24 protein-coding genes and 1 pseudogene are annotated in these 24,645 nt (G+C 68.2%); 11 read left to right on the plus strand and 14 right to left on the minus strand.

The features are described 5' to 3' along the window. On the minus strand, positions 1 to 338 hold a 338-nt coding region (locus ABW137_RS31705; protein ID WP_526406200.1), incomplete at its 3' end, for a nitroreductase/quinone reductase family protein. Between the two features lie 13 nt (positions 339 to 351). After that, entirely contained in the window at positions 352 to 2,052 is a 1,701-nt protein-coding gene (locus ABW137_RS31710; RefSeq protein WP_526406202.1) for a helix-turn-helix domain-containing protein, read from the minus strand. 160 nt (positions 2,053 to 2,212) lie between these two features. Between ABW137_RS31710 and ABW137_RS31715 the strand changes: the two genes are divergently transcribed. Next, positions 2,213 to 3,205, plus strand: a complete 993-nt coding sequence (locus tag ABW137_RS31715) for an amidohydrolase family protein (protein WP_526406204.1) — start codon at positions 2,213 to 2,215, stop codon at positions 3,203 to 3,205. A 90-nt stretch (positions 3,206 to 3,295) separates the two neighbouring features. Next, positions 3,296 to 3,730 (plus strand): cupin domain-containing protein, encoded by a 435-nt coding sequence (locus ABW137_RS31720; protein WP_526406206.1) that lies wholly within the window; start codon positions 3,296 to 3,298, stop codon positions 3,728 to 3,730. Here the strand turns inward: ABW137_RS31720 and ABW137_RS31725 are convergent. Further along, entirely contained in the window at positions 3,727 to 4,152 is a 426-nt protein-coding gene (locus ABW137_RS31725) for an HIT family protein (RefSeq protein ID WP_526406208.1), read from the minus strand. The genes ABW137_RS31720 and ABW137_RS31725 overlap by 4 nt on opposite strands. Before the next feature lie 170 nt (positions 4,153 to 4,322). Here ABW137_RS31725 and ABW137_RS31730 point away from each other — a divergent pair, with 170 nt between their 5' ends. Genes ABW137_RS31730 through ABW137_RS31740 form a run of 3 tightly spaced genes read left to right on the plus strand, consistent with a single transcriptional unit; the run spans position 4,323 to position 7,279 of the window. Further along, positions 4,323 to 4,934, plus strand: a complete 612-nt coding sequence (locus tag ABW137_RS31730) for a TetR/AcrR family transcriptional regulator (RefSeq protein ID WP_526406210.1) — start codon at positions 4,323 to 4,325, stop codon at positions 4,932 to 4,934. After that, positions 4,931 to 5,839, plus strand: coding sequence for an SDR family NAD(P)-dependent oxidoreductase (locus tag ABW137_RS31735; protein ID WP_526406212.1), 909 nt, complete (start codon positions 4,931 to 4,933; stop codon positions 5,837 to 5,839). The genes ABW137_RS31730 and ABW137_RS31735 overlap by 4 nt, the downstream gene beginning before the upstream one ends. Before the next feature lie 48 nt (positions 5,840 to 5,887). Next, positions 5,888 to 7,279, plus strand: a complete 1,392-nt coding sequence (locus ABW137_RS31740; RefSeq protein WP_526406214.1) for an amidase — start codon at positions 5,888 to 5,890, stop codon at positions 7,277 to 7,279. Here the strand turns inward: ABW137_RS31740 and ABW137_RS31745 are convergent. The 3 genes from ABW137_RS31745 to ABW137_RS31755 form a co-directional block, all read right to left on the minus strand. Then, complete coding sequence (locus tag ABW137_RS31745) at positions 7,272 to 8,216, minus strand: hypothetical protein (RefSeq protein ID WP_526406216.1); 945 nt, start codon at positions 8,214 to 8,216, stop codon at positions 7,272 to 7,274. The two genes, ABW137_RS31740 and ABW137_RS31745, sit on opposite strands and share 8 nt — an antisense overlap. Positions 8,217 to 8,327: 111 nt before the next feature. Next, complete coding sequence (locus ABW137_RS31750) at positions 8,328 to 8,798, minus strand: DNA-deoxyinosine glycosylase (RefSeq protein WP_526406218.1); 471 nt, start codon at positions 8,796 to 8,798, stop codon at positions 8,328 to 8,330. A 49-nt stretch (positions 8,799 to 8,847) separates the two neighbouring features. Continuing rightward, positions 8,848 to 10,686 carry a flavin-containing monooxygenase gene (locus ABW137_RS31755; RefSeq protein ID WP_526406220.1) on the minus strand — a complete coding sequence of 613 codons (1,839 nt, stop codon included), beginning with the start codon at positions 10,684 to 10,686 and terminating at the stop codon, positions 8,848 to 8,850. Between the two features lie 120 nt (positions 10,687 to 10,806). On the opposite strand from ABW137_RS31755, the gene ABW137_RS31760 reads away from it, so the two are divergent. The 3 genes from ABW137_RS31760 to ABW137_RS31770 all read left to right on the plus strand — a co-directional run bounded on the left by ABW137_RS31760 (position 10,807) and on the right by ABW137_RS31770 (position 14,372). Next, the gene (locus ABW137_RS31760; RefSeq protein WP_526406222.1) at positions 10,807 to 11,853 is read left to right on the plus strand and encodes a 2,3-butanediol dehydrogenase; all 1,047 of its coding nucleotides are present in this window, start codon (positions 10,807 to 10,809) and stop codon (positions 11,851 to 11,853) included. An 88-nt stretch (positions 11,854 to 11,941) separates the two neighbouring features. Further along, entirely contained in the window at positions 11,942 to 13,243 is a 1,302-nt protein-coding gene (locus ABW137_RS31765) for a GAF domain-containing protein (protein WP_526406224.1), read from the plus strand. A gap of 4 nt (positions 13,244 to 13,247) precedes the next feature. Then, the gene (locus tag ABW137_RS31770) at positions 13,248 to 14,372 is read left to right on the plus strand and encodes an adenylate/guanylate cyclase domain-containing protein (protein ID WP_526406226.1); all 1,125 of its coding nucleotides are present in this window, start codon (positions 13,248 to 13,250) and stop codon (positions 14,370 to 14,372) included. Positions 14,373 to 14,402: 30 nt separating this feature from the next. Here the strand turns inward: ABW137_RS31770 and ABW137_RS31775 are convergent, their stop codons facing one another. Continuing rightward, a complete protein-coding gene (locus tag ABW137_RS31775; protein ID WP_526406228.1) occupies positions 14,403 to 15,137 on the minus strand; it encodes an SDR family oxidoreductase in 735 nt (244 codons plus the stop codon). 9 nt (positions 15,138 to 15,146) lie between these two features. Next, positions 15,147 to 15,695 carry a pyridoxamine 5'-phosphate oxidase family protein gene (locus ABW137_RS31780; protein ID WP_526406230.1) on the minus strand — a complete coding sequence of 183 codons (549 nt, stop codon included), beginning with the start codon at positions 15,693 to 15,695 and terminating at the stop codon, positions 15,147 to 15,149. Positions 15,696 to 15,802: 107 nt separating this feature from the next. Between ABW137_RS31780 and ABW137_RS31785 the strand changes: the two genes are divergently transcribed. Next, on the plus strand, positions 15,803 to 16,453 hold the full coding sequence (locus ABW137_RS31785; RefSeq protein ID WP_526406232.1) for a TetR/AcrR family transcriptional regulator: 651 nt from the start codon (positions 15,803 to 15,805) through the stop codon (positions 16,451 to 16,453). Positions 16,454 to 16,457: 4 nt separating this feature from the next. Here the strand turns inward: ABW137_RS31785 and ABW137_RS31790 are convergent, their stop codons facing one another. Genes ABW137_RS31790 through ABW137_RS31805 form a run of 4 tightly spaced genes read right to left on the minus strand, consistent with a single transcriptional unit; the run spans position 16,458 to position 21,506 of the window. Then, positions 16,458 to 18,608: a heavy metal translocating P-type ATPase gene (locus ABW137_RS31790; protein WP_526406245.1), complete on the minus strand. Its 2,151-nt coding sequence runs from the start codon at positions 18,606 to 18,608 to the stop codon at positions 16,458 to 16,460. A gap of 26 nt (positions 18,609 to 18,634) precedes the next feature. Further along, positions 18,635 to 18,838, minus strand: a complete 204-nt coding sequence (locus ABW137_RS31795) for a heavy-metal-associated domain-containing protein (RefSeq protein WP_526406234.1) — start codon at positions 18,836 to 18,838, stop codon at positions 18,635 to 18,637. A gap of 44 nt (positions 18,839 to 18,882) precedes the next feature. Beyond that, the gene (locus tag ABW137_RS31800; RefSeq protein ID WP_526406236.1) at positions 18,883 to 20,487 is read right to left on the minus strand and encodes a class I adenylate-forming enzyme family protein; all 1,605 of its coding nucleotides are present in this window, start codon (positions 20,485 to 20,487) and stop codon (positions 18,883 to 18,885) included. Beyond that, positions 20,487 to 21,506 carry an AIM24 family protein gene (locus ABW137_RS31805; RefSeq protein WP_526406238.1) on the minus strand — a complete coding sequence of 340 codons (1,020 nt, stop codon included), beginning with the start codon at positions 21,504 to 21,506 and terminating at the stop codon, positions 20,487 to 20,489. The genes ABW137_RS31800 and ABW137_RS31805 overlap by 1 nt, the downstream gene beginning before the upstream one ends. Before the next feature lie 79 nt (positions 21,507 to 21,585). Between ABW137_RS31805 and ABW137_RS31810 the strand changes: the two genes are divergently transcribed. Both ABW137_RS31810 and abmR read left to right on the plus strand, forming a co-directional pair. Then, positions 21,586 to 21,789 (plus strand): hypothetical protein, encoded by a 204-nt coding sequence (locus ABW137_RS31810; protein ID WP_526406240.1) that lies wholly within the window; start codon positions 21,586 to 21,588, stop codon positions 21,787 to 21,789. Between the two features lie 66 nt (positions 21,790 to 21,855). Continuing rightward, positions 21,856 to 22,410: an ATP-binding transcription factor AbmR gene (abmR, locus tag ABW137_RS31815; RefSeq protein WP_526406242.1), complete on the plus strand. Its 555-nt coding sequence runs from the start codon at positions 21,856 to 21,858 to the stop codon at positions 22,408 to 22,410. A gap of 64 nt (positions 22,411 to 22,474) precedes the next feature. Here abmR and ABW137_RS31820 read toward each other — a convergent pair whose 3' ends face one another. Further along, positions 22,475 to 24,376, minus strand: coding sequence for an ABC transporter ATP-binding protein (locus tag ABW137_RS31820; protein ID WP_526406243.1), 1,902 nt, complete (start codon positions 24,374 to 24,376; stop codon positions 22,475 to 22,477). Further along, a pseudogene (locus ABW137_RS31825) lies at positions 24,373 to 24,645 on the minus strand (ABC transporter ATP-binding protein); the annotation flags it as partial. The pseudogene ABW137_RS31825 and the gene ABW137_RS31820, both read right to left, overlap by 4 nt.

Consider the following 24,645-nt stretch of genomic DNA (forward strand, 5'->3'; position numbering starts at 1 on the left):
GGATCGTCGCGCCCGATGACCCGCGCCGTGGCGGGCATGCGCTTGGGCCCGACGTTGATCTCGACCCGCGGATTCGCCTTCAGGTTGTGATACCACCCCGGAGCCTTCGGGAGACCCGCCTTCGAGGCGACGACGAGGTAAGCGCCGTCATCGGTTGCGTAGCTCAGCGTGTTGGTGCGTTGGATGCCGGTCTTCGCGCCGACGGTGTGCAGCAGCAGGCTCGGCGGCGCGCCGGGGAGACGATGCCCGATGCGCCCGCCAGTCTTCTTGTAGATCGTGTCGTGCACCCCCAACAGCCGCATCCCGATGTACTTCTCCCACAGTGGTACGCCGCTCATGACCGCCAGTGTGTCACCCGAGCCCGGCGATGCGTGCCACCGTCAGGGCGGACGTCAGCCGGAGCAGGTCGCGGGGTCGTGAGATCCGCAATCCGGTGAGACTCTCGAGCCGCCGGATGCGTTGGGCGACGGTGTTGGGGTGCAGGTGCAGAACGGTCGCCGCGGTGCGCCGGTCGAGGTCGCTGTCCACCAGTACGCGCGCGGTGCGCAACAGTTCACTGGAGTGTTCGCGGTCGTAGTCCAGCGCGGGGCCGAGCACGGTCGTGGCGAACTCCCTGAGCCGCTCTGGGTCGTCGAGCTGCAGCAAGAGGTGGTCGATCGCCACCTCGTGTAGGTCGATGACCGATGACGAGGCGCCATCCTCGGCGAGGTCGAGGGCCCCGCGCAGAGTTCGGAACAGGCTCGGCAGTTCGGCGGCGGTCGCGGCAGGGGTCACGCCAGCGATCGCTCGCTCCGCGTCACCCGATGCCAGCTGGGCAATTAGGCGTTCGGCGAGTTCGGCGGGTCTAGCAGGCGCTCCCGCGTCGGCCGTCACGATGAGCACCAGGTCGCCGCGGTGCACGGCGGCCAGCGGGCGGGGTGACACCATGGCGGTGACCCGGTCGGCGCCGGCCAGCATCCGCTCGGTGGCCGATCCCGCCCGCGAGGAGGCGCTGCGGACGGCGACCAGTACCTGGTTTCCGGAGAGGTCCCAGCCAAGGCGTCGCGCGCGGTCCAGCACCGCGTCGATGTCGGCGCCGTCGGTGCTGAGCAGGTCGGCGACCAGTGAGCCACGAAGCCGCTGCTCGACTTCGGCTGCCGTCCGCGCGCGCAACAGTTCGAGCGCGCTCACCACGGCGGCATGCTCGAGCGCGCGGACGTCGAGGTTGGACAGTTCGCCGCGTTCGGCGCCGACGTGGATCCGTGCCACGACCTGACCTTCGAGCGTGACGTCGGAGGCCGCCGTCCCCGCTGTCGACGACTTCGTCTCCGAAGCCGCTTGCGCCCAATCGATTTCGGCTAGCGGCTCGCCGTAGACGTCCTCGATCAGCACGGGTCGGCCGAGCAGTTCCGCCAGCGCCGCGGCGACACCGGGAACGCCCTCGCCGCGCAGTGCCGTCGCGGTCAGCAGCGCATGCACTTCCTCGGCACGCCGCAGCTCGCGGATGGTGTCCTGCTCGCGTGACCTCAGCTGTGCGGTCCGCAACGCGATCGCGACCTGTGAGGCCAGCGTGTTCACCAACCCCATCTCGACCTGGTCGAATCGATGTGGCTGCGCGTGGTAGCCGTTCAGCGCCCCGACGACGGTCCCCGCGCGCCTCAGCGGGACGGACACCAGGCCGCGGTAGCCCTGTTCCTGGGCAACGCCGCCCCACCCGAAGCCGGGCACGGCCTCGATGTCCTCGATCGTGACCACCTCGCCGGTGCGGAAGGCGAGGCTCGTCGGCGCCTCCCCGTGGCCGCGCACGTCCAGCAGGATCGGTCGGTCCGCGTTGACCTTGGCGATGTAGTCGGCCGAGAGGCCATGCGAACCGACGATCATCAGGGCACGGTTGTCGCTGCCGGGCAGGAAGACCGCACAGAAGTCGTAGCCGAGAAGTTCGCAGGCGGTCCTGGCGACCAGGTCAAGCAGGTTGCTGACCGGTTCGTCACCCCCGACCGCCTCGCCGATGCCGGCCAGCGCATCGAGCCACTTCTCCAGCGGGACGTCGGAACGCGATGTCTGTGTGGCCATGCAAACCACCCTAAGTGTGTTTCAGAGGACATTGCCGCGCGGGCGCGCGTCGCGCAAGGTGGGGAGCAGCCATCCAGCGATGGCAGTTCAGGAGGTTCGAGGTGTCTGGTCCGAAAGAACACACGTCGCACGCAACGCCCATCATCGGCCCGGCCGCAGCATGACCACCCCAATCCGACCGGGCGCCATCGACGTTCATGCGCACTGGCTGCCCGAGGAGCTCTTCGGACTCCCGCCGGGATCCCCGCTGCCGCCCCTGCATGGTCGCGATGGCCAGCTGCACCTCGGTGAGTTGCCGCTGTCGATCGAGACCGCCGCAATGAGCGACGCCGGCCGGGTGCTCGCCGACACCGACGCCGCGGGCCTCGGCAGCAGGGTGCTCTCGGCGCCCCCGTTCGCCTTTCCCGTCACGGACGCGGCCGGGGTGGACGACTACGTCGGCCAGTTCAACGATGCGCTCGCCGGCGTCTGCCACGACAGCGGCGGTCGGCTGCTCGGCCTTGGCTTGGTGTCGCTGCACGACGCCGATGCCGCGCGCACGCAGCTGGATCGGATCTCGGCCAGCGGTGTGGTCCGTGGCATCGCGGTGCCACCTCTTCTCGGCGTCGGTTCGTTCGACGTGGCGCCCATGCGCGAGGTGTTGGCCCAGGCCGCCGAACGCGACCTCGCGGTGCTGGTGCATCCGATGCAGTTGCCCCGGCCGGAGTGGTCGTCGTACTACCTGGTCAACCTGATCGGGAATCCCGTCGAGACCACCACGGCGGCAGCGTCGTTGATTCTCGGGGGCGTCCTCGAGGACTTGCCGAACCTGCGGATCTGCCTGCTGCACGGGGGTGGGTGCGCGCCGGCTCTGGTGGGCCGGTGGCAGCACGGTTGGCAGCAGCGGGCCGACGTCCACAGTGCCGATACCCGTTCGCCGCGCGAGGGTTTCGCGGCGCTGTGGTTCGACACCCTGACTCACGACGGCCCGACGCTCGAGCTGCTCAAGGCGCACGCGGACCCCACCCACCTGATGTGCGGCAGCGACTATCCGTTCGACATGGGCGTGGCTGCGCCCCTGGACCTTCCGCACGGCGCGGGCATCGACGACGTCACCCTCGAGAGCAATGCCCGACGCTTCCTCGCACTCGGCGACCCCGATGGCGATGGCTGACCATGATCGGTCCACCGCCGGTGGATGCCGGGACCGGGGTCGGTCTCGATGGAGTGGGTAGTTAACCAGGTGAAGAACGAAAGGACGACCATGACAAGCACTTCCGACTATTTGACCGATGCCCCGCTGGCCGGTGCCCTGGTGGGTACCGACTTCGTGGGGTGGACTGACGAGATGCGGACCGAGTTCGACGAGTACTCGCACGACGGTCACGTCGGCTCGCGCCTGCTGAGCCAGAACGAGCGGGTGAGGGTGTGGGAGATCCGGCTGGCTCCGGGTGAGCGGTTCCACGCGCACCGGCACGTGCTGGATTACTTCTGGACGGCAGTGAACGCGGGCCGCAGTCGCCAGCACACCGCCGACGGCACGACCCGCGACGTCGAGTACGGCGCGGGGGAGACCAGGCACTTCACCTTCGGTGCTGGTGAGTTTCTGTTGCACGACATCGAGAACGTCGGCACCGGCGATCTGGTGTTCACCACCGTCGAGCATCTCGACTCGGCGAATTCAGCACTGCCGCTCTAGGATTCGATGGCAGCCAGCGCATCGCGCAGGATGCGCGCGGTCGCGTCGCGATCGGGATCCCGGCGCACCACCAACCCCTTGGCGAAGGACAGCTTGTCGCCCGACGTCCGCGGCGCGACGTGCAGGTGGATGTGGAAGACGCTCTGGAACGCGGCCTTGCCGTCGTTGATGACGAGGTTGTTGCCATCGGCGTGCAGTTCGGAGGCCCTGGCGGCCTTCGCAATGCGCTGGCCGATCCGCGCCAGGCCGGCGACGGTCGACGCGGGGGTGTCGGTCAGGTCGACGGTGTGCACCTTGGGGATGACGAGCACGTGGCCCCGGACGATCGGTCGGATGTCGAGGATGGCGAGGTAGTCGTCGTCCTCGAAGATGCGGATGGCCGGAGCGTCGCCGGCGACGATGGCGCAGAACACGCATGGCATTGGGTCACGGTAACGGGCCCTAGTGCGCTCTGACTGGTCCACTCCCTGCCGCGGCGTTCCCGCTGGTCGGCGGAGGCTTCGTCGCTCGCCAGGGTCATCGCCGTAGCGAGGGGTGCCAGCCCACGGCGTGCTACCGTGTCTGTAACGATCCTTACAGAGCGGAATGGGCAGTGACGCGAGCGCGCACCAGAAAGCAGCTTCAGGGCGACACCTCCCGCGAGCTCATCCTCGACACCACCGAGCGATTGATGGGCACCCGCGGCTACGCCGCGACGTCGATCAGCGATCTGTGCAAGGCCTGCGGGCTTCCCGCCAGCTCCATCTACTGGCACTTCGGTTCCAAGGAAGGCGTTCTGGCCGCGGTGATGGAGCGCGGCGCCGCACGATTCTTCGCCGCCATCCCGCAGCAGCAGGCCGGGGTGGAGCAGCAATTCGCCGCCACCGGTCGGCTGCTGGCACAGCACCCGGACTTCCTACGCCTGTTCTATCTCCTGTCGCTGGAACGCACCGACGACCCCGCCGTCGCCACCCTGGTTCGGCGGGTACGCGACACCGCCATCAGGAACTTCCGCGACGCCATCGCGACACTGCTCCCCGCCGACACTCCGCAGGCAAAGGCGGACCGCGTCCTCGACGAACTCGCCGCCGTGGCCACTGCGCTGTCCGACGGGGTGTTCATCGCCGATCACCTCGAGCCGGCCACCACCGACGTCGAACGCATGTACCGGCGGCTGTTCCACACCGTCTCCGCACTGCTACCCATCCTGCTGGAGGAAGAATGACCACCACGAGAACCGCTGTCATCACCGGGGCCACCTCGGGCCTCGGCCTCGAATGTGCCCGCGCCCTGCTGGCCGGCGACGACAGCTGGCACGTCGTCCTCGCCGTTCGTGATCCGGCCCGCGGCGCCGCTGCGGTCGCCGAACTGGCTGCACCGCAACGGTGTACGGTGCTGCCGTTGGATCTGGCATCGCTGCGATCGGCGCGGGCCTTCGGCCGCGTCCTCGTCGATGCTGGGTTGCCGCCGCTGCGGGCCGTCGTGTGCAACGCAGGTCTGCAGGTGCCCGACGGCACCAAGCTGACCGAGGACGGCATCGAGATGACGTTCGGTGTGAACCACCTCGGCCACTTCGTGCTGGTGCAGGGCCTGCTCGCCCAGCTCGATCGCCCCGCCCGCATCGTGGTCGTGAGCAGCGGGACCCACGACCCCGCCAAGTTCACCGGCATGCCGAAGCCCAGCTACGTGTCGGCCGAGGAACTCGCCCATCCACCCGCGGGAGCCGACGTTAACGGTCGCAGGCGGTACACCACCTCCAAGCTGTGCAACATGTTGTTCGTCTACGAGTTGGACCGCAGGCTCGGGCACGGCGCCGACGGCGTCACCGTCACGGGCTTCGATCCCGGTCTCATGCCGGGATCGGGCCTGGCGCGCGACTATTCACCGCTGGGTCGGCTGGCGTGGCGCTATCTCATGCCCGCCCTGAGGGTGTTGCCCAACGTGAACGCCGTCGGCACCTCGGGCGCGCGTCTCGCCGCCCTGGTGTGGGACCCGCGTTTCGACGGCGTCACCGGGGAGTACTTCGAGGGAGCCAAGGCCATTCGTTCGTCGGCAGCTTCCTATGACGAGGCGCTTGCGCGCGACCTGTGGGACACCAGCGAGCGATTGGCCAAACGCGTGACCGCGTGACCCCACCTTTGCCCCATGGCCGCGGACGGCTAGGTGCACAATGCACCCGTGGACCCTCGCGATCTCGCCTTCACCGGTGCCGCCGAACAGGCGCGCCTCCTCGCCGCCGGAACCGTGACGGCGCCGGGCCTGCTGGAGGTCTACCTCGACCGCATCGCCAGGCTCGACCGCGAAATACGTTCCTACCGAGTGGTTCTCGCCGACTCGGCACGCCGGGAGGCAGCTGCTGCGCAGAACCGGATCGACGGCGGTGAGCGAGCCCCGCTGCTCGGCGTTCCGATCGCGATCAAGGACGACGTCGACGTCGAAGGGGAGGTCACCACCTACGGCTCCAGCGCCCATGGCCCCGCCCGCGAGAACGACGCCGAGGTGATCCGACGCTTGCGCGCGGCCGGCGCCGTGATCCTCGGCAAGACCACCGTGCCCGAGCTGACGGTCTGGCCGTTCACCGAGACGCTGACCTTCGGGGCGACCCGCAACCCGTGGAACACCGACTTCACGCCGGGTGGCAGCAGCGGTGGCAGCGCCGCCGCGGTGGCGGCGGGACTGGCTCCGTTGGCGCTGGGCTCGGACGGCATGGGTTCGATCCGAATCCCGGCGACGTGGGGTGGCCTGGTCGGCATCAAGCCGCAGCGGGACAGGGTCTCGCTCAGTCCACACGACGACGCGTGGGGCGGATTGGTCGCCTACGGTCCAATCGCCAGGACCGTCGAGGACGCCGCGTTGTTCCTCGACGTCACGGCGGCGCTGCCTGGGCCCGACGGCGGCTTCGTCGCCGCCGCGGCGCGGGCGCCGGGAAAGCTGCGAATCGCCTTGAGCATCAAGGTGCCTCCTCCGTTGGCGGCGCGGGTTGGAAGGGCACAGCGAACCGCCGTCGACGAGGCGGGCGCGCTGCTGCGGGAACTCGGACACCACGTCGTGCGGCGGGATCCCGACTACCCGCCGAGCGCGGTGTACGCCCAGGCCCTGCCCAGGTACTTCCGAGGCGTGCACGACGACGCCAGGGCGTTGCCGCGGCCGGAGCGCCTCGACCGTCGCACCCGTGCCTTCGCCCGGATCGGCGGACTGGTGTCACAGCGCAGGTTGGCGGCGATGCGGGCCGCCGAGTCCGACGTCACGACGCGGGTCAACGCCATCTTCGACGACGTCGACGTCGTGATCACGCCCGGCACCGCTGCCGGACCCTCGCGGGTCGGCGCGTATCAGCGCAGGGGCGCGGTCTCGACGCTGGCACTGGTGGCGGCGCGCGTGCCGTTCCAAGCGATGTTCAACATCACGGGACAACCCGCTGCGGTCGTGCCGTGGGGACTGGACGGCAACGGCGTTCCGACATCGATTCAGTTGGTGGGCAAGCCGTTCGACGAGGCCACGCTGGTCTCTCTTGCTGCTCAGATCGAGTCTGCGCGGCCGTGGGTGCAGCGTCGGCCTGAGGTCAGTTAGTCGCTGGGGCGCGCGTGTCGGTGGGCGGGTCGTACACCAGGTCGCCACTGGCCTCGGTTCCGTCGTGGAACAGGGCAACGACGTCGCCGGGGATCGGTGACAGATCCGCCGCGGACACGAAGTCTCGGATCGACGAGCCGGTGGCGCGCCCGTCGACGTTGCGGGCGTTCAGGCCTGCCCGGATGTCGTCGACGTCGACGATGCCGAACTCGATGGAGAACCGGGTACGGCCACTGGTGTTGGGAACGCTCGAGTGCAGGTGCTGTCCGGAGAACTCCAGCAGTCCCGCGCATGGGGGGACGAGCACCGTGGACGCGAGCAGGTCGACGGGCTCGGCCAGGCCGGGCAGCGGTGAGACCTGCGCCCGCCCGCCGGACGCAGCGGCGGCCCGGCGCTCGGCATTGTGCCGGTAGTGGTTGAAGTGGGCCGAGTCGTTGGTCACCGCACGATTGAAGTACTCGGGATGCAACGCCTTCGCGTTGTCCTCGCTGATCTCGTAGACCGGCATCCAGTGGTTGAGTTGCGCCAATGGGGCCGAACGCCACGTGTCGCGATATGGATGCCAGGCGTAGGCGAAGCCGGCGCCGAGGTAGTCGTCACTGGTGCAGACGCGCAGTCGGGGGGCGTCGAAATAGGTCGACTCCGGATCGCAGCCACGGTCGACGAGAAGTTCCTGTAGGCGCCGCCTCGTCTCGGGATGTGCCAAGAACGCGTCCTGCAGCGCACGTACGATCGTTGCGTAGTCGTCGATCGGTAGATCGAACTGGGCCAGTTCCGGATCACGGCCGCCGAAGGCTTCGCCAATCAACTCTCTGGCAAACTCTGTGAACGCCACGGACGCCGTGGTCGCGGTGGTGATGTGCACGGTGCCGCCGTACATGTCGGCGCGGTGGCCGCGCTCGTTGACGGGCTGGTCGATCTTGATCGCGATGGGCATGGATCGTCCTCTGCTGGCTGCATCGACGTCAGAGAAGCGTTCGCCGTAGGCAAACTTCAACGTGGTCGCTCCAGCGTACCGAAAGTTGCGCCGCAGGCGGTGCAGGAATCGCTATCCGATCTGCTGCCAACGGCTCAACTTGTCGGCGAACGTCATCGGCAACGCGCCGCTGCTCGACGGCAGTCGCAGTGTGGGCAACGCGGTCTCGACGTGACGTTCGAACAGCTCCATCGCCGTCAGCCCGTTGACGAATATCCGCTCGATACTGGGGTTCGTGGCGAAGAACGATGCGAAGTCGTTGACCACCAGGCTCGCGCGGTCGATCTTCGCGTCCATGCTCCCCACCCGGCGGCAGCTGCGTACGACGTCCCAGAGCGCGACGCCGTGGCTCGTCACCGCGTCGACGCGGTCTCGGTAGGCGGCGTCATGGTCGAACCCGAGGACGGCACCGAGCAGCGCCCAAAACTGATTGCGTCGGTTGGCGTAGTACTCGCCCGCCTGCAGGGACCGTTCGCTGGGGAACGATCCGAGCACCAAGACGCGAGGCCTGTCACCGCTCACCGGTGGCAGGCCGTCGCGCATGGGGCCATCGTCGTGCATCAGCTCAGTCGTTCATCAGCTCAGTCGTGCATCAGCTCAGATGATGCACCTCTTGCAATCCGTACACCGGGGTCGGGATGCCCTCGTAGCGGGCCTTGAGTTGCAGGGCGAGGTAGAGCGAGTAGTGCCGCGACTGGTGCAAATTGCCGCCGTGGAACCACAGGTTCTCCTGCTGCGTCGGCTTCCACATGTTGCGCTGCTCGCCCTCCCACGGGCCAGGATCCTTCAGCGTGTCCGAGCCGAGCCCCCAGACCTTGCCGACCTTGTCGGCGACGTCCTGGCCGATGAGGTCGGCGGCCCAGCCGTTCATCGAGCCGTATCCGGTGGCGTACACGACGACGTCTGCGGGTAGCTCGGTGCCGTCGGCCAGCACGACCGTGTCCTCGGTGAGGTGGTCGACCTGGCCATGGGCCAGCTTGATGGTGCCGTCGGCGATGAGGTCGCTGGCTCCGACGTCGATGTAGTAGCCCGAACCGCGGCGCAGGTACTTCATGAACAGACCGGAGTCGTCCTCGCCGTAGTCCAGCTCGAATCCGGCGGCGGCCAGACGGTCGTAGAAGTCCTTGTCCCGCTCGCGGATTGCGTCGTAGACCGGGATTTGGAACTCGTGCAGGATGCGATACGGCAGGGACGCGAACGTCAGATCCGCCTTCTCGGTCGTCATGCCAGAGGCGACCGCCCGTTCGGAGTACAGATCGCCGAGGCCGAGATCCATCAACGACTCGGACCTCACGATGTGCGTGGAGGAACGCTGCACCATCGTCGTGTCGACGCCGTTCTCGACGAGCGCCTTGCAGATGTCGTGCGCGGAGTTGTTGGATCCGATGACCACGGCGCGCTTGCCGACGTAGCCGTCGGGGCCCGGGTGCTGACTGGAATGGTGTTGGTCACCCGCGAAGACGTCCTGGCCGGGGAGCGTGGGCACGCTTGGCTTGCCGGACATTCCGGTCGCCAGCACCAGCTGCGTTGGCGTCAGCGTCAGGCGTTCACCGTCGCGGTCGACCTCGACGGTCCACTGCTTCGCGGTGTCGTCATAGGTTGCCGAAAGGCACGTCGTCCTCGACCAATACGGCACCTCCATGACCCGGGTGTAGAACTCCAGCCAGTCGCCAATCTTGTCCTTGGGTGCGAACACCGGCCAGTTCTGCGGGAACGGCAGGTAGGGCAGGTGGTCGTACCAAACTGGATCGTGAAGGCACAGCGACTTGTAGCGGTTGCGCCACTGATCGCCTGGCCGCTCCTGACGATCCACCACGATGGCGGGCACGCCGAGTTGACGCAGCCGCGCACCGAGCGCGATCCCGCCCTGGCCGCCGCCGACGACCAGCGTGTACGGCTGTTGTGTGCGGCCCAGCGCTTCGTCCTCGTCGCGGCGCTTCTCGGCCCATGACCGGGTGTCGGGGTCGCTGCCGTGGACGGCGCCGAACACCCGCGACGGCCCCTTGCGCTCCTCGTGGCCCTTTAGTTCCTGCATGGCCGTCAGCAGCGTCCAGGCCTGGTCGCCGGCGTCAGGGTCGTTCTTGAGGCGCAGGTGTCCGACCCCGCGCCCGACGGCGGTCTCGAACTCGATCCACGCCGAGACGACGCCACCGTCGTCGGTCGGCGTCTCGCGGGTCCGGAAGCCGGAGGGATCGGTGGCTGCTGCGCGTTCGGTCAGCATGTCCGCGACGCCGTCGCGGCCCTCCACGGTCTTGATGTTCCAGGTGAAGGAGACCAGGTCGCGCCAGAAGGATTCGACCGCGAACTTGTTCGCGGCGCGCTGAACGTCGCGGCTGGCCAGCGCCAACTCGAAGTCGGCTAGCCAGGCGTCGACGCGTTCCTGAGGCGACGGGGTCGCGACGTCGGGGGTGGCATCAATGGTTTGTGTCATGTGAGGCAGGACACACCCTTTGCGCCCGGATGGCAAGGGTTGCACGAGGTTGCACCGAGTCGGGCGTGCAACCTGCTGCAACCCTTACCGTTGTGGCTCGCGTCACATAGACATGGCCCCATGAAAGCAGCTGTGTACTACGGACCCAACAAACTCGAAGTCGTCGACGTCGGTGAACCGGAGCCGACCGCGGGCACGGTCAAGGTCAAGGTCGGGTTCAACGGAATCTGCGGCACTGACCTGCACGAGTACTACGCCGGTCCCATCTTCGTGCCCACCGAGCCACACGCCCTGACGGGCCAGCAGCTGCCGTTGACGCTGGGCCACGAGTTCTCCGGGGTGATCACCGACGTCGGTGCGGGTGTCACCGACTACGCGGCGGGCGATCGGGTGGCGATCATGCCGCTGTACCGGTGCGGGCACTGCGCGGCGTGCCAGGCGGGCAACTACAACATCTGTGCGCAGATCGGCTTCCACGGGCTGATGTCCGACGGCGGGATGGCCGAGTACACCGTCGTCCCGACCGACATGCTGCACCGTCTGCCCGACAACGTGTCCCTCGAACTGGGTGCGCTCGTCGAGCCCATGTCGGTGGCGTATCACGCGGCGACCCTCGGCGATCCCGATCGGGCGGGCACCGCGATGGTGTTCGGGGCCGGACCCATCGGCATCGGCCTGTGGTTTGCCTTGCGTGGCAAGGGGGTCGACGACGTGTTCGTCGTGGAGCCGTCGGAGACGCGGCGCGCCGCCATCGAGGCGCTCGGTGCGAGCACGCTGGACCCGACGCGCATCGACGTGCCCGAGTTCATCGCCGACCACACCTCGGGCCGGGGGGCCGATGCCGTGTACGACGCCGCCGGGGTGGCGCCTGCCGTCGAGACCGCACTGGCCTGCGTCGGGGCCCGCCGAACGATGGTCAGCGTTGCGATCTACGAAAAGCCGCTCATCACACCGCTTCTCAATCTGGTGATGAATGAGTCCCGCATCCAGGGCTCGCTGTGCTACACCGCACCCGACTTTGCCGCGGTGATCGATCTGATGGCGAAGGGCAACTACGACACGACGGGGTGGGTGACGTCGATCGCGATCGACGACGTCATCGACGAGGGGTTCGAGGCGTTGCATGCGGGCACCAAGATGAAGGTCCTTGTCGACCCGTCCACCTGACTCGTCCCATCGAAGGGCACGTAGCTGTGACCGGTCACCGTCCACCCGAACGTGACTACCGGTGTGACGTGGCGCACAATCGACCTTGATGTCTAACTCAACCGGGACACGTCCGACCGGCACGCCGGAACCCGCAGTGGCCGTGGGTGACGACCCACGGAGCTACGCCCTGCTGCTCTCCGAGGTGTACGACGCGACGATGGCGGGCAACCGGGGCCCGGCCCGGCCCAGGGACGTCATCGCCGATTCCTGGAACAGGCTGCTGGGCAAGGGCATTGATCCCGAGCGATTCACGCCACCCGACGTCGACACCAGCGGGGTCGACGTGTTGCGTCAGAACTCGGGTCTGTTCGCCGTGCTCGACGACGTGTCGCGGGGCTTGGAGTCGGTGATCGAGGGTGGCGACAACATCCTCGTCGTCGCCGACGCGCGGGGCCGCGTGCTGTGGAGGTACGGGTCCTCGCGCGTGCTGGGCCATGCCGACCGGCTCGGCTTCGTCGAGGGCGCGATGTGGGCGGAGAACGCAGTCGGGACCAACGCGATCGGGACCGCGCTGGTGTCGCACCGCGCCGTTCAGGTGTTCTCGGCCGAGCACTTCCTGCGCAGCCATCACCCGTGGACGTGTGCGGGTGCGCCGATCAAGGATCCGCGCACCGGGCACGTCGTCGGCGTGGTGGACGTGTCAGGGCCTGCCGCCACGGTGCACCCGACGACGATCGCACTGGTCGACCTGGTGGCGCGTCTCGCCGAATCGCAGTTGCGCGAGGCGCACGACCGCACCCTGAACCGGCTGCGGACGGTCGCCGCGCCCATCCTGGCGCGCGCTGGCAGGCCCGCCCTTGCCGTCGACCAGGATGGTTGGGTCGCTGCCGTCGACGGGTTGCCTCCGCACAATCGAATCCTGTTGCCGGACAGAGACATCACCGGCCGCACGTGGATCCCGTCGTTGGGGGCGTGTGACGTGGACTCGCTGCCCGGCGGCTTCCTGGTGCGGTTGGCCGACGAGGTCGATGCGGGCCCGGCTGGGTCGCGGATCACCCTCGATCTGCGCGACGGCGCCGCGCCGGTCCTCGACGTGGTCGGCGAGTTCGGTCGCTGGCGCAGGGACATCTCGCCGCGGCACGCCGAGATCCTGCACGTGCTCGCCACCCAGCGGCAGGGCCGATCGGCGCAGGAGCTGGCAGCCGACCTGTACGGTGACGGCTCCAGGGTCGTGACCGTGCGGGCCGAGATGTCGCGAATGCGTAGGCAATTCGCTGGGCTGATACTCGGCAAGCCGTATCGCTTCCCCGAGTCGGCCGTCGTCGAACTGCGCTATCCGCTGGACATGACGACCTTCCTGCCGTCGTCGACGGCTCCCGCGATCCGGGCCGCCCGCGGTATACGTTGACTCGGTGGACGAAGAGGTCGATCTAGAGTCGTCCGGGTTGCTCGACGGCCTGGAGGGCACGGCGCGGGCCGAGCGCGTCGAGCTGGTCGAGTGGCTGCTCGCCGAGGGCTTCACCGCCGAACGCATCGCGGAGTCGTTCTCGCCGATGCTCCTGGCCACCCGTCGGGCCCTCGGTGATGACGGCGCCCTGATGTCGGCGCGGGAGATCAGCGAGGAATCCGGCCTCGACATGGCGCTGCTGGAGCGCGTGATGCGGGCGGTCGGGCTACCCAGGGTCGACGATCCCGACGACCCCGTCCTGCTGCGGTCCGACGGGGACGCCTTCGCCTATGCGCAGAAGTTCATCGAACTCGGCTTCGACGCCGACCAGATCGTGCTCGTCGTGCAGGTGCTCGCCGAAGGACTCATCCGCGCCGCGGAGGTCATGCGGTACGCGGCGCTCGCGGCCGTGTTGAAGCCGGGTGCCACCGAGCTCGACACCGCCAAGGCGTCCGCAGCGTTGATCGGTCAGGCGGCACCCATGCTCGGCCCGCTGATTCAGGACATGCTGCGATTGCAGCTGCTGCACGTCATGGAGACCGAGGCGGTGAGCACCACCGAACGGGCGGAAGGACGGCCGCTTCCCGGTGCCCGACTGGTGACGATCGCGTTCGCCGACCTGGTCGGATTCACCAAGCTCGGTGAGGCCGTGCCGCCCGAGGACCTCGAAAGGCTGGCGCACCGGCTCGCGGATGTGGCGAGAGACGTCGCGGTGCCGCCGGTGCGGTACGTCAAGAGCATCGGCGACGAGGTCATGCTCGTCAGCGGCGATCCGGAGGCGATGCTCGTAGCGGTGCTCGACCTGCTCGACGCCACCGAGTCCGACCCGGACTTCCCGAGGCTGCGGGTGGGGTTGGCGACGGGGATGGCCGTCAGCCGGGCTGGCGACTGGTTCGGCAGCCCGGTCAACCTGGCCAGCCGCGTGACCGGAGCGGCCCGCCCCGGGGCGATTCTGGTGGCGGAGTCGACGCATCAGGCGGTCGGCGAAATCGACTGCGTGACATGGTCCTTCGCGGGTGCCCGACGACTCAAGAACATCAAGGACGAGGTGAAGCTGTTTCGGGCCCGGCGGGCCGAACCCGCAGAATAGTCGGCAGTCGGTGCGTGCCACGTGGTGTGGTCACAGGGCCTGGATGGCGCCACCATCGATGGCGATCATGCTGCCCGTCAGGTAGCTGGCAGCGGGCGACAGCACGAACGCCGCCACGCGCCCGAATTCCTCCGGCGTCCCCATGCGTTGCAGCGCATTGGTCGGCGTGCCCATGCCCGCCACCGTCGCGAGCTCCTTTGCGCGATCGGTGGCAATCGTGCCGGGCAGTAGGCCGTTGACCCGGGTCCCAGCGGGTCCGACCTCGTCGGCCAGCGTCTTGGCCAGCATGCCCAGTCCGGGGCGCAGGCCATTCGAGAGAGCGAGTCCGGCGAAGGGCGTGCGCACCGAGGTGGCGAGGACGAACGCGATGGAGCCGCCCGGGGCAGCGGCGGCGACCGTACGGGCGATCCGGAGTGCGCCGAGGAAGACCGACTCGAACGCGTGGCGCCAGGCGTCGTCGTCGAGTTCCATCGCGGCACCGTGGCTCGGTCCGCCGACGCTGATCAGTGCACCGTCGAGTCGGCCGAAGGTCTCGTGGGCGGCAACCACGAGGCGCTCCGCGGTCGACGGGTGGGCGTTGTCCGCGGGCAGCCCCGTCACCCGATCAGGGCTGCCCAGCGTGGCGGCGACCGTCTGCGCATCCGGCCCTCGACCCGACAACACCACCCGCGCGCCCTCCGCGAGAAGCGTTCTTGCGGTGGCCAATCCGAGTCCCCGAGTGCCACCGGTCACGATGAACACCCGGTCGTCGAAGCCCAGTTCCATTGGTTGCTCCTAGTCTTCGGCGTGCCATGGAACGGAAGCCGACGCCCAATGGGTCAACTTCTCGAACTGGTCGTTGTCGTACAGATGCCGAGGCGGCTGCGCAAACGTGGAGTGCGGTCGGCAGCGGATGACGACGCGATCCTCCCTGGTGGCCATCGCCTCGAGGAACGGGCGCGCCGAGGCATCGAGCGGTTGGCCCGACATCCGCGCTGCGACTTCGCCCATCACGTCGACCACGAGTTCGCGATCGGTCTCGATCACCGCGTCGGCGTACACCTGCAGGTAGGTGAACGGCCAGCGCTCGTCGAGGATGCAGAGGCTGATCTTGCCATCGCGTCCGACCGCGCGCGCCTTGCCCCGCTGGGCCATGGTCGCCACCAACAGTTCGTCGTCGTCGGTCGGGATGTAGTACACGACGGACATGGCCGGGCCGTCGTTCCGGCGGGGATAGGCGAATACGCACGTCCGGTGGGTGCGCACGAAGGTTCGGCGCTCCGAGGGGAGCATGTCGCGATCCGTTGGGGCCGTGAATGGTTGCGAAGCCAGCGGTAGAAGCACGAGGTCGTCCTCTCGGGGTGGTGGTGTGGGCTCATGCCCACGACTATTTATGGATACAGTGTGTCCATAAATACGTGGTGACGTCAAGGGGCGTCATACTGCTCCCCGTGACGACAGCACGTGGGCGAGGGCGCCCGCCGATTCCGCCGGACCGGATCGTCGCTGCGGCACTGACGATCGTCGACGAGGACGGCGCCGACGCGTTGTCGATGCGCAACCTCGCTCAACGCCTAGAGTCCGGCACCGCGACGCTGTACCGGCACTTCGGGACGAGGACCGAGCTGATCGCGCACGTCGTCGACCGGGTCTTCGGTGAGGTCGAGTTCGACGAAGCGCAAATCACCGGGGACGACTGGGGTCAGGCGTGTGTCACGTTGGCGCAGAACCTGTTCGACGTCCTCAAGCGTCACCGGAACGTTGCACCGCTTCTCGTCGAGCAGGTGCCGACGGGGCCCAACGCGATGATCCATCGGGAACGTTGTATCGCGGTCCTCCTGCACAGTGGATTCCCACCGCCGTTGGCGGCCCGGTCGTATACGACCCTGGTGAGGTTCGTATTGGGTTTCGCAATGCAGTTCGCCGGGGCCGGTTCTTCCGCCGACCTCGACCTATCGGCGGTGTTCCACGGGTTGGACCCGGCGTCGTTCCCGGCCACGGTTGCCGTTGCCGACGCCCTGCCCGTGTCACTGGATGACGAGTTCGCGTTCGGGCTCGAGCTCATCCTCGCCGGCCTGGCTCAGCTGCATCGGCGAAGCTAGCCCGCTAGCGCAACGGCGCGAACCGGCGCAGTCGTAGGCTGTTGCTCACCACGAACAGCGAGCTGAAAGCCATTGCGGCGCTGGCGATCATCGGATTCAACAAGCCGAGCGCAGCCAACGGTATCGCCGCCACGTTGTAGGCGAACGCCCAGAACAGATTGCCCTTGATGGTGCCCAGCGTGGCGCGGGCCAGCCGAATGGCGTCACCCGCCGCGCGGAGGTCACCGGTGACCAGCGTCAGGTCGGACGCCTCGATCGCGACGTCGGTGCCCGTGCCCATCGCCAAGCCGAGATCGGCCTGCGCCAAGGCGGCCGCGTCGTTGACCCCGTCACCGACCATCGCAACGACCCTGCCCTCGGACTGCAGGCGTTTGACGTGGTCCACCTTGTCTGCCGGAAGCACTCCGGCGATCACCGAGTCGACGTCGATGCCGACCTGCGTGGCCACCGCCAGCGCGGCGCGCTCGTTGTCACCGGTCAGGAGGATGGGTTTCAGACCGAGTTGACGCAGTTCGTCGATTGCCTCGGCGGCCGTGTCCTTCACCGTGTCCGCGACGACGATGACCGCTCGGATCTCGTCATCGACGGCGATCCACACGGGAGTCTGCGCCAGTGACTCGGCGTCCTCGGCCGCTGCGGCGAGATCGTCGGGGGGCGTCAGGCCGTGCCCGTCGCGCAGCCACGCGAGCCGGCCGGCAAGGACCTGTCGCCCGTCCACCACGCCGGAAACCCCGTTGCCGCCGTGGTTGGCGAAGTCGGCGACGGCGGGCAGCGTGCCCCCGTTCGCGGCACTGATTGCAATCGCCTTGGCGATCGGGTGCTCCGACCCTGCTTCGAGAGCGCCTGCGAGCCTGAGGCTCTCGTCGCTGCCCACCATTCGGACCACGCTCATGCGCCCCGTGGTGACGGTGCCGGTCTTGTCAAGGACGACGGTGTCGACCCGACGGGTCGACTCCAGCACTTGCGGGCCCTTGATCAGAATCCCCAGCTGCGCACCTCGTCCGGTGCCGACGAGAAGTGCCGTCGGCGTCGCCAGCCCCAGCGCGCACGGGCAGGCGATGATCAGGACGGCGACGGCCGCCGTCAGCGCTGCGGTCGCCGATCCTCCCGATACCAGCCAGCCCGCGAACGTCAGCGCCGCCAGCACGATCACGATGGGAACGAAGACGGCCGCCACCCGGTCGGCAAGGCGTTGCACGTCGGCCTTGCCGCTTTGCGCGTCCTCCACCAACCGGGCCATCTGGGCGAGCTGGGTGTCGGCGCCGACCCGCGTGGCACGCACGTGAAGAAGCCCGCTGACGTTGACCGTCGCCCCGGTCACCGCGTCACCCACCCCGACCTCGACCGGTATCGACTCGCCGGTGAGCATCGACGCGTCGACGGCCGACGCGCCGCGCGTCACGATTCCGTCCGCGGCGACCTTCTCGCCGGGGCGCACCACGAACACGTCACCGACGGCCAGGTCCGCCACGGGTATGCGGCGCTCGGCAGGCGCGTCTCCGCTCGCCCCGGATTCTTTCCCCGTCGCTTCGCTCGCCCCGGATCTCCCGAGGACCGCGACGTCCTTGGCACCCATGTCCAGCAGAGCCCGTAACGCGGCTCCGGATCGGGTCTTGGCCCGCGCCTCGAAGTAGCGGCCCGCGAGGATGAGGGTCGTGACGACGGCCGCGACCTCCAGGTAGAGGTTGTGGTGCGCCTGACCGACCATCACCTGGTAGCCCGACCACAGATAGGAGGTCAGGACGCCGACCGACACCAGCGTGTCCATGGTCGCCGCGCCGTGCCGCAGGTTGGTCAGCGTCGCCCGGTGCAGGGGCCAGGCGCCCCACGTGACGACGGGCGTGGCCAACGCGAGGGCAACCCATTGCCACCCCGTGAACTGCCATGCCTGAACCATCGAAACGACGAGGACGGGAAGGCTCAGGACGGCGGACGCGACAAGCCTGCGCAGGTAGCCGTCGTCGTGCGCGCGCTCGCTTCGATGAACCGTCGCGGAGTAGCCGGTGGCCTTGATCGCGGCGACCAGTTCGTCCGGCGTCACCCCATCGGGGAAGTCGACCGACGCCTGCTCGGTCGCGAAGTTGACCGTGGCGTGCACGCCGTCGATTCGGTTGAGTCGCTTCTCGATTCGCGCCGCACACGACGCGCAGGTCATCCCATCTACGGCCAGTGTCAGGCTGCTCACGCCGGGCGGGCTACGTCGTAGCCGGCGTCCTCGATGGCCGCGGCGACGGCGGCTGGATCGGGGGAGCCGTCGACGCGGACCGTGCCCGCGGCGAGGGTGACGTCCACGCCCGTCACCCCCGGCAGCGGTGAGACCGCCGACGTGATGGATGCGACGCAGTGCGCGCAGCTCATGCCATCCACTTCCAACACCATGCTCATGTCGTCGAGTGTATACCCATAGGGGGTATGGGTAGCGTGGTCCCTCAAACTGGGGCGAAGGCCTGCCCGAGTGCCTTCTTGTCCACCTTCTCGCCCGCCAGGGTCGGCAGTGGTTGGGCCCTGATCTCCCAGCGCGTCGGAATCGCGAAGTAGGACAGCACGCCGGTCAGGTGCGCCGTCAGCTCTTCGGGCGTCGGCGGTGATACGTCGCCGCGGTGCACCACGACGGCCACCAGTTCTTCCCCGAGGTCGGGATGGGGAACGCCGAGCGCGGCGACCTCGAGCACGGCCGGATGTGTGGCGATCGCCGCTTCGACGTGCGGGCACGCGACGTTCTCGCCGCCCCGGATGACGACGTCCTTGCTGCGGCCGTCGATGAAGAGGTAGCCATCCTGGGTGAGGTGGCCGAGGTCGCCGGTGTGCAGCCAGCCGTCGGAGTCGACGGTCTCGGCGCTCGCCGTCGGGTCCAGCCCGACGTACCCGTTCATGACCGTGGGGGAGCGGGCCAACACCTCGCCGACGCCATCGGCGTCCCCTTCGGCGATGCGGATCTCGACGACGGGATAGGGCCGCCCCACCGTTCCGGGATGCCGGGCCAGGTCACGGGCGTCGGCGACCGTGAGGAAGCCGCCCGCCTCGGTCATGCCCCAGGTATTGCTCAAGCCACGGTCGCGCAACCGTGGCAGCTTGGCCCGGATCCGGTCCAGCAGCGCAGTGGTGACCGGCGCTCCACCCAACGGAAACGACTTCAGGCTCGACAGGTCCGAGGTCTCGAAGTCGGGGTGCTCGAGGATGCGGATCGCCATGGTGGGCACCGCGCCCCAGATTTGAATACCCTCTCGCGCAATGAGTTTCAGTATCCTTCCGGCGTCGAACCGGCCCTCGGTCATCACGATCTTCCCGCCCGTGAGGAAGTGGGTGAGGAGGCTGGACAGGCCGCCGACGTGGAACATCGGCGTCGTCGCGAGGCTCACCACCTGCGGGGAATCGGCGGTGAGCAGGTGTGGCAGGCGACCCGTCCGCTGGAGGATGTCGTGTTGATTGCAGATGACCGAACGCCGGGACAGCTCAACCGCTTTCGGCATGCCGGAGCTGCCGGACGTGAACAGGATCAGTGATGCGGCGTCTTGGTCGCGGCGCGCAGATCCTTCCGGTTCGAACGCTCCCGAGTCGATGCCCCCCGCTTCGATGGCCCCCGAGTCGAACGCGGTGCCCAGGTCGCGCAGCGCGCTCTGCCCGCCCGCGACCGCGAGCTCGGCGTCCGCCAGGACGTGCCTGGGCGCCAGAAGGGTGATCGCGTGGTCGATCTCGACTGGACTCCACCACCGATTGGCCAGCACCGGAACCGCGTCCGACAACCAGATGGCCCACAACGCGAGAACCCATTCCGGGCTGTTGTAGCCGAAGACCATGACGCGGTCCCCTGGCCGGATTCCGAGTTCGCGGAGGTGGGCCGTGGCGGGGCCGATGGCGGCGCGGAACTGCGCGAAGTCGACCCGGCGCTCGCCGTGGACGAGAAACGTTCGGTCGGTCCAGGTCTCGGTCCCGGCGACCAGCTCCTCGTACGTGGCGGGGCTGCTGTCGTAGACCAATCCGTCATGACCGCCGTATGAGCCCGCCCGGACGTCCGTTCCCCAAGTTCGTTGCACTACTGGGTCGGAACCTTGACGCCCTCGGACGGCTGGACGATGACGAAGCCCTGGCCGTGGAATGCGACCTGAAGAGCCTCGCCGGATCCGCGACCGATCAGAGCCCCCGCCTTGAAGCTGGATTTCAGGCTCGTCTGCAGACTTGCCGACCACGCCACGATGGCGTCGGTGTCTGCGAAGGTCGGCGCCTCGGCCGCATTGAGGACCACCGGGGGGCCGTCGGTGGTCAGGGCGATCCAGCCGCTGCCACGAAACGTCGTGTTGAACAGCCCGCCGGCGGCCATGCTTCCGCCCTTGACCCGCTCGATGTTCCACTCCAGGCTCTGCGAGAACGCGAGCACGTTCTTTCCGCTGATCGATAGGCCCGAGTTCGTCAGGTTCAATACGTGAACGTGATGGGACTGTTCGGCGAGGAACACGTCACCTTGTCCCTGGCAGCGCATCAACGGCAGACCTTCGCCGGTGAACGCCTTCTTGAGGAACTTCGTGGCGCCGCCTCCCTCGAACGCGAACTCGACGTTGCCCTGATAGGCGACCATCGCTCCCTGACGCGCCATGAACGGCTCGCCGAGTCGAACCCGCAGCATCCTGCTGTTCTGGTTCGCGATCGCCCTGTCTTCCTTCTCGCTGAAGCGACCGTCGACGAGGTCACCCGTGATGCCTGCGAAGCCGTCGCCCGTCTGCTGTCCACCGTGCTGGGGCGCGCCGTACTGTTGCGGGCCGCCCTGCGGGCCGGTGTAGTCCTGCGGGCCGCCCTGCTGACCGGCTTGATGTAGGCCACCCTGACCGGCTTGATGTTGGCCGCCCTGATGTTGGCCGCCCTGGTGTTGGCCGCCCTGGTGCTGGCCGGCTTGGTGTTGGCCGGCTTGAGGTTGGTGTCCCGCTCCGGACAGCGGCGCCGTGCCTGCCCGTCCCTGGTGGGACACCTGATCGGTCCACCCGTGCCCGTCCCACCACCGGTAGTCGTAGCGGCCATCCGGGTCTGGTCGCCAGCTTGCAGCACCAGGTTCAGTCACCATTCGCTCCTCGGGATCGATTGCAGCGGCCTGCGCTCCACGTTCATCGACCCTATGACAAGGGCACTGGCATGCTGGGCAGATGGCAAAGGAGATCGACCCGGCGCGGGCACGGGGCGCCCGCGACGTCGTCAAGCAACATCCCGGAATGGTGCTGTTCCTCGCATCGCCAGCGCTCGTCGGGCTCGGTGTCGTCTGGTGGCTGGCTGGCCCGGGATGGGCCGCATTGCTGCTGGTCGCGCTGGTGTTGGGCGGGGGCCTGGCGCTGTTGCGCAAGCTCCGCTGACGCCGCGGCCGTTCGCTGTCAGTGAAGACCGCCCGAAAACCGGTGTTACAACGTAATCATGTAATCATGAGACAACATCACCGCGGCCGCTCCGGCGGCTGGCAACAATCACAGCAACCCGATGCCAGCGACGCCCCTGACTGGATCGCCGGACGCCTCCCCGAGAGCTGGTTCGACGGCGACCCCACGGTCGTCGTCGACCGCGAGGAGATCACCGTCATCGGTCACCTCGCCGAGCCGGAGGGGCAGGAGAGTGAGGCCCGCGCGTCGGGTCGGGCCGCACGATTCCGCGAGGAGACCAGGTCCGAGCGCATGCGCATCGCCGACGAAGCGGAACACCGCTACGGCCGCAAGGTCGCCTGGGGCGTCGAGGTGGGCAGCGTCGAGGCACCGGAACGAATCCTGTTCACGCACATCGCCGTTCCGGTCATGACGCGGCTGCGTCAGCCCGAGCGTCAGGTGCTCGACACCCTGGTCGACGCGGGAGTCGCGCGATCGCGCTCGGACGCGTTGGTGTGGTCGGTGCGACTGGTCGGGGAGCACGCCGACGAGTGGCTCGGCAAGCTGCGCGAGGCGATGACGAAGGTCGACGACCTGCGCGCCGAGGGCCCCAGCGTCTAATCCCCCCGCGATTTGGGCGCGCTTCCGTTCGCTCGTTGAACGCCTACGCGCCCAAATCGCGATCTCACGCCTGCGTCATCGCCCAGTACTCGCCGTGACGGGCGAGCAGCTCGTCGTGGCTGCCCCGCTCGACGATTTTGCCCGCCTCCATCACCAGGATCACGTCGGCGTCGCGGATCGTCGACAGCCGGTGGGCGATGATGAAACTCGTTCGGTCGCGCCGTAATTCGGCCATCGCCTGCTGGATGAGCAGCTCGGTGCGGGTGTCCACCGAGCTGGTCGCCTCGTCAAGGATCAGCAGCCGGGGCTGAGCCAGGATCGCCCTCGCGATGGTGATCAGCTGCTTCTCACCCGCGCTGATGTTGCCCCCGTCGTCGGTGATCCGTGTCTGGTACCCGTCGGGCAGGGTGTGGACGAACCGGTCGACGTGGGCAGCCTTCGCGGCGTCGACCACCTCGTCCTCGCGCGCGTCGGGGCGCCCGTAGGCAATGTTGTCGTAGATGGTGCCGCCGAACAGCCAAGTGTCCTGCAGCACCATCCCGATCTGGGAGCGCAGGGCATCGCGACTCATCGTCGTGATGTCCACCGCGTCGAGGAGGATGCGGCCACCGTCGCACTCGTAGAACCGCATCAGGAGGTTCACCAGCGTGGTCTTGCCTGCGCCGGTCGGGCCGACGATGGCCACCGTGCTGCCCGGCTCGGCGACCAGGGACAGGTCCTCGATGATCGGAGTGCCTGGGCGGTAGGCGAAGTCGACGCGATCGAACTCCACCCGGCCGGGACCGCGCCGCGCGATGCCTGCCTTCGGTGGGTCGGGTATCTGCTCCTCGGTGTCGAGGAGATCGAAGACCCGCTCGGCACTGGCGATTCCGGACTGCATCGTGTTGTACATCGCCGCCAACTGGGTCAGTGGCTGGTTGAACTGGCGTACGTACTGGATGAACGCCTGGATGTTGCCAAGCGTGATCTGACCGGTGGCCACCTGCAGACCGCCGACGACGGCGACGGCGACATAACTCAGGTTGCCGACGAACGTCGTCGCAGGCGACACCAGGCCCGACAAGAACTGCGCGCCGAACGCGGCGTCGTACACGTCGTCGTTGAGTTCGCGGAACTTGCCCTCGGCGATCGCGCGGTGCCCGAAGGTCTTGACGACGCTGAACCCGCTGTAGGTCTCCTCGACGTGCGCGTTCAGCCGGCCCGTGTTGCGCCACTGCGCGACGAACGCGACCCTGCTGCGCCGGGCGATCGTCCGCGTCGCCCACAGCGACAGCGGCACCGTCAGCACCGTGATCAGCGCCAGCAGCGGTGAGAGCACCAACATCATCACCAGGACCGCCACCACGGTCAGCACGGCGGTCAGCAGCTGGCTGATCGTCATCGTCAGCGACGACTGGATGTTGTCGACGTCGTTGGTGACGCGGCTCAGCACCTCGCCGCGCTGCCGAGCATCGAAGTAGGCCAGCGGAAGACGGTGCACCTTGTCTTCGACGTCGGCGCGCAGCGCCACCATGGTGCGCTGCACGACGACGTTCAGCAGGCGTGCCTGCAGCCAGATCAGCAGTGAGGCAAGCAGATACAGGCCCAACGCCAGCAGGAGCGTACGACCGATGGCGTCGAAGTCGACGCCCTGACCGGGGATCACGTCCATGCCCGACAAGAGGTCGGCGAAGGCGCCGTCGCCGCGAGCCCTTGCCGCCTCGACGGCCTGCTCCTTGCTGATCCCCGTGGGCAACTGCCTACCGATCACCCCGCTGAACAGAAGATCCGTGGCATGCCCGAGTACCAGCGGCCCGATCACTCCGATCGCAATCCCGGCGATGCCAAGCAGCAACACGGTCACGGTCACCGCGCCTTGGGGCGCAAGCCGTTTCAACAGCCGGATCGCCGATCCCCTGAAGTCGCGCGAGCGCGCGGTCGGGGCATCGAGGGCGGGGTTGATGGCGCGGCCCATGGGACCACTCATCGAACGCCGACCGCCTGCGAGTCCGCGAACTCCACGTACACCGGGCAGTCGGCCAGCAGCGAGGAGTGCGTGCCCGTTCCCACGACCCTGCCGTCGTCGATCACGACGATCTGGTCGGCATCGAGTACCGTCGAGATCCGTTGGGAGACGATGACGACCGTCGCAGTTGCCGATACCTCGCCCAACGCGGCGCGCACGCGTGCGTCGGTCCGCACGTCGAGCGCGGAGAAGGCGTCGTCGAACAGATAGAGGGCGGGTCGGCGGATCAC

This window comes from Mycobacterium sp., assembly GCF_040509115.1.
Taxonomy (GTDB): domain Bacteria; phylum Actinomycetota; class Actinomycetes; order Mycobacteriales; family Mycobacteriaceae; genus Mycobacterium.

What these genes read in the sequence shown, in the direction of transcription:
- ABW137_RS31755 (WP_526406220.1), bottom strand. Translation starts at nt 10,686, where the DNA reads ATGACACAAACCATTGATGCCACCCCCGACGTCGCGACCCCGTCGCCT.
- ABW137_RS31710 (WP_526406202.1), bottom strand. Translation starts at nt 2,052, where the DNA reads ATGGCCACACAGACATCGCGTTCCGACGTCCCGCTGGAGAAGTGGCTC.
- ABW137_RS31750 (WP_526406218.1), bottom strand. Translation starts at nt 8,798, where the DNA reads ATGCGCGACGGCCTGCCACCGGTGAGCGGTGACAGGCCTCGCGTCTTG.
- ABW137_RS31820 (WP_526406243.1), bottom strand. Translation starts at nt 24,376, where the DNA reads ATGAGTGGTCCCATGGGCCGCGCCATCAACCCCGCCCTCGATGCCCCG.
- ABW137_RS31795 (WP_526406234.1), bottom strand. Translation starts at nt 18,838, where the DNA reads ATGAGCATGGTGTTGGAAGTGGATGGCATGAGCTGCGCGCACTGCGTC.
- ABW137_RS31720 (WP_526406206.1), top strand. Translation starts at nt 3,296, where the DNA reads ATGACAAGCACTTCCGACTATTTGACCGATGCCCCGCTGGCCGGTGCC.
- abmR (WP_526406242.1), top strand. Translation starts at nt 21,856, where the DNA reads ATGAGACAACATCACCGCGGCCGCTCCGGCGGCTGGCAACAATCACAG.
- ABW137_RS31775 (WP_526406228.1), bottom strand. Translation starts at nt 15,137, where the DNA reads ATGGAACTGGGCTTCGACGACCGGGTGTTCATCGTGACCGGTGGCACT.
- ABW137_RS31715 (WP_526406204.1), top strand. Translation starts at nt 2,213, where the DNA reads ATGACCACCCCAATCCGACCGGGCGCCATCGACGTTCATGCGCACTGG.
- ABW137_RS31725 (WP_526406208.1), bottom strand. Translation starts at nt 4,152, where the DNA reads ATGCCATGCGTGTTCTGCGCCATCGTCGCCGGCGACGCTCCGGCCATC.
- ABW137_RS31760 (WP_526406222.1), top strand. Translation starts at nt 10,807, where the DNA reads ATGAAAGCAGCTGTGTACTACGGACCCAACAAACTCGAAGTCGTCGAC.
- ABW137_RS31810 (WP_526406240.1), top strand. Translation starts at nt 21,586, where the DNA reads ATGGCAAAGGAGATCGACCCGGCGCGGGCACGGGGCGCCCGCGACGTC.
- ABW137_RS31745 (WP_526406216.1), bottom strand. Translation starts at nt 8,216, where the DNA reads ATGCCCATCGCGATCAAGATCGACCAGCCCGTCAACGAGCGCGGCCAC.
- ABW137_RS31790 (WP_526406245.1), bottom strand. Translation starts at nt 18,608, where the DNA reads ATGACCTGCGCGTCGTGTGCGGCGCGAATCGAGAAGCGACTCAACCGA.
- ABW137_RS31765 (WP_526406224.1), top strand. Translation starts at nt 11,942, where the DNA reads ATGTCTAACTCAACCGGGACACGTCCGACCGGCACGCCGGAACCCGCA.
- ABW137_RS31805 (WP_526406238.1), bottom strand. Translation starts at nt 21,506, where the DNA reads ATGGTGACTGAACCTGGTGCTGCAAGCTGGCGACCAGACCCGGATGGC.
- ABW137_RS31735 (WP_526406212.1), top strand. Translation starts at nt 4,931, where the DNA reads ATGACCACCACGAGAACCGCTGTCATCACCGGGGCCACCTCGGGCCTC.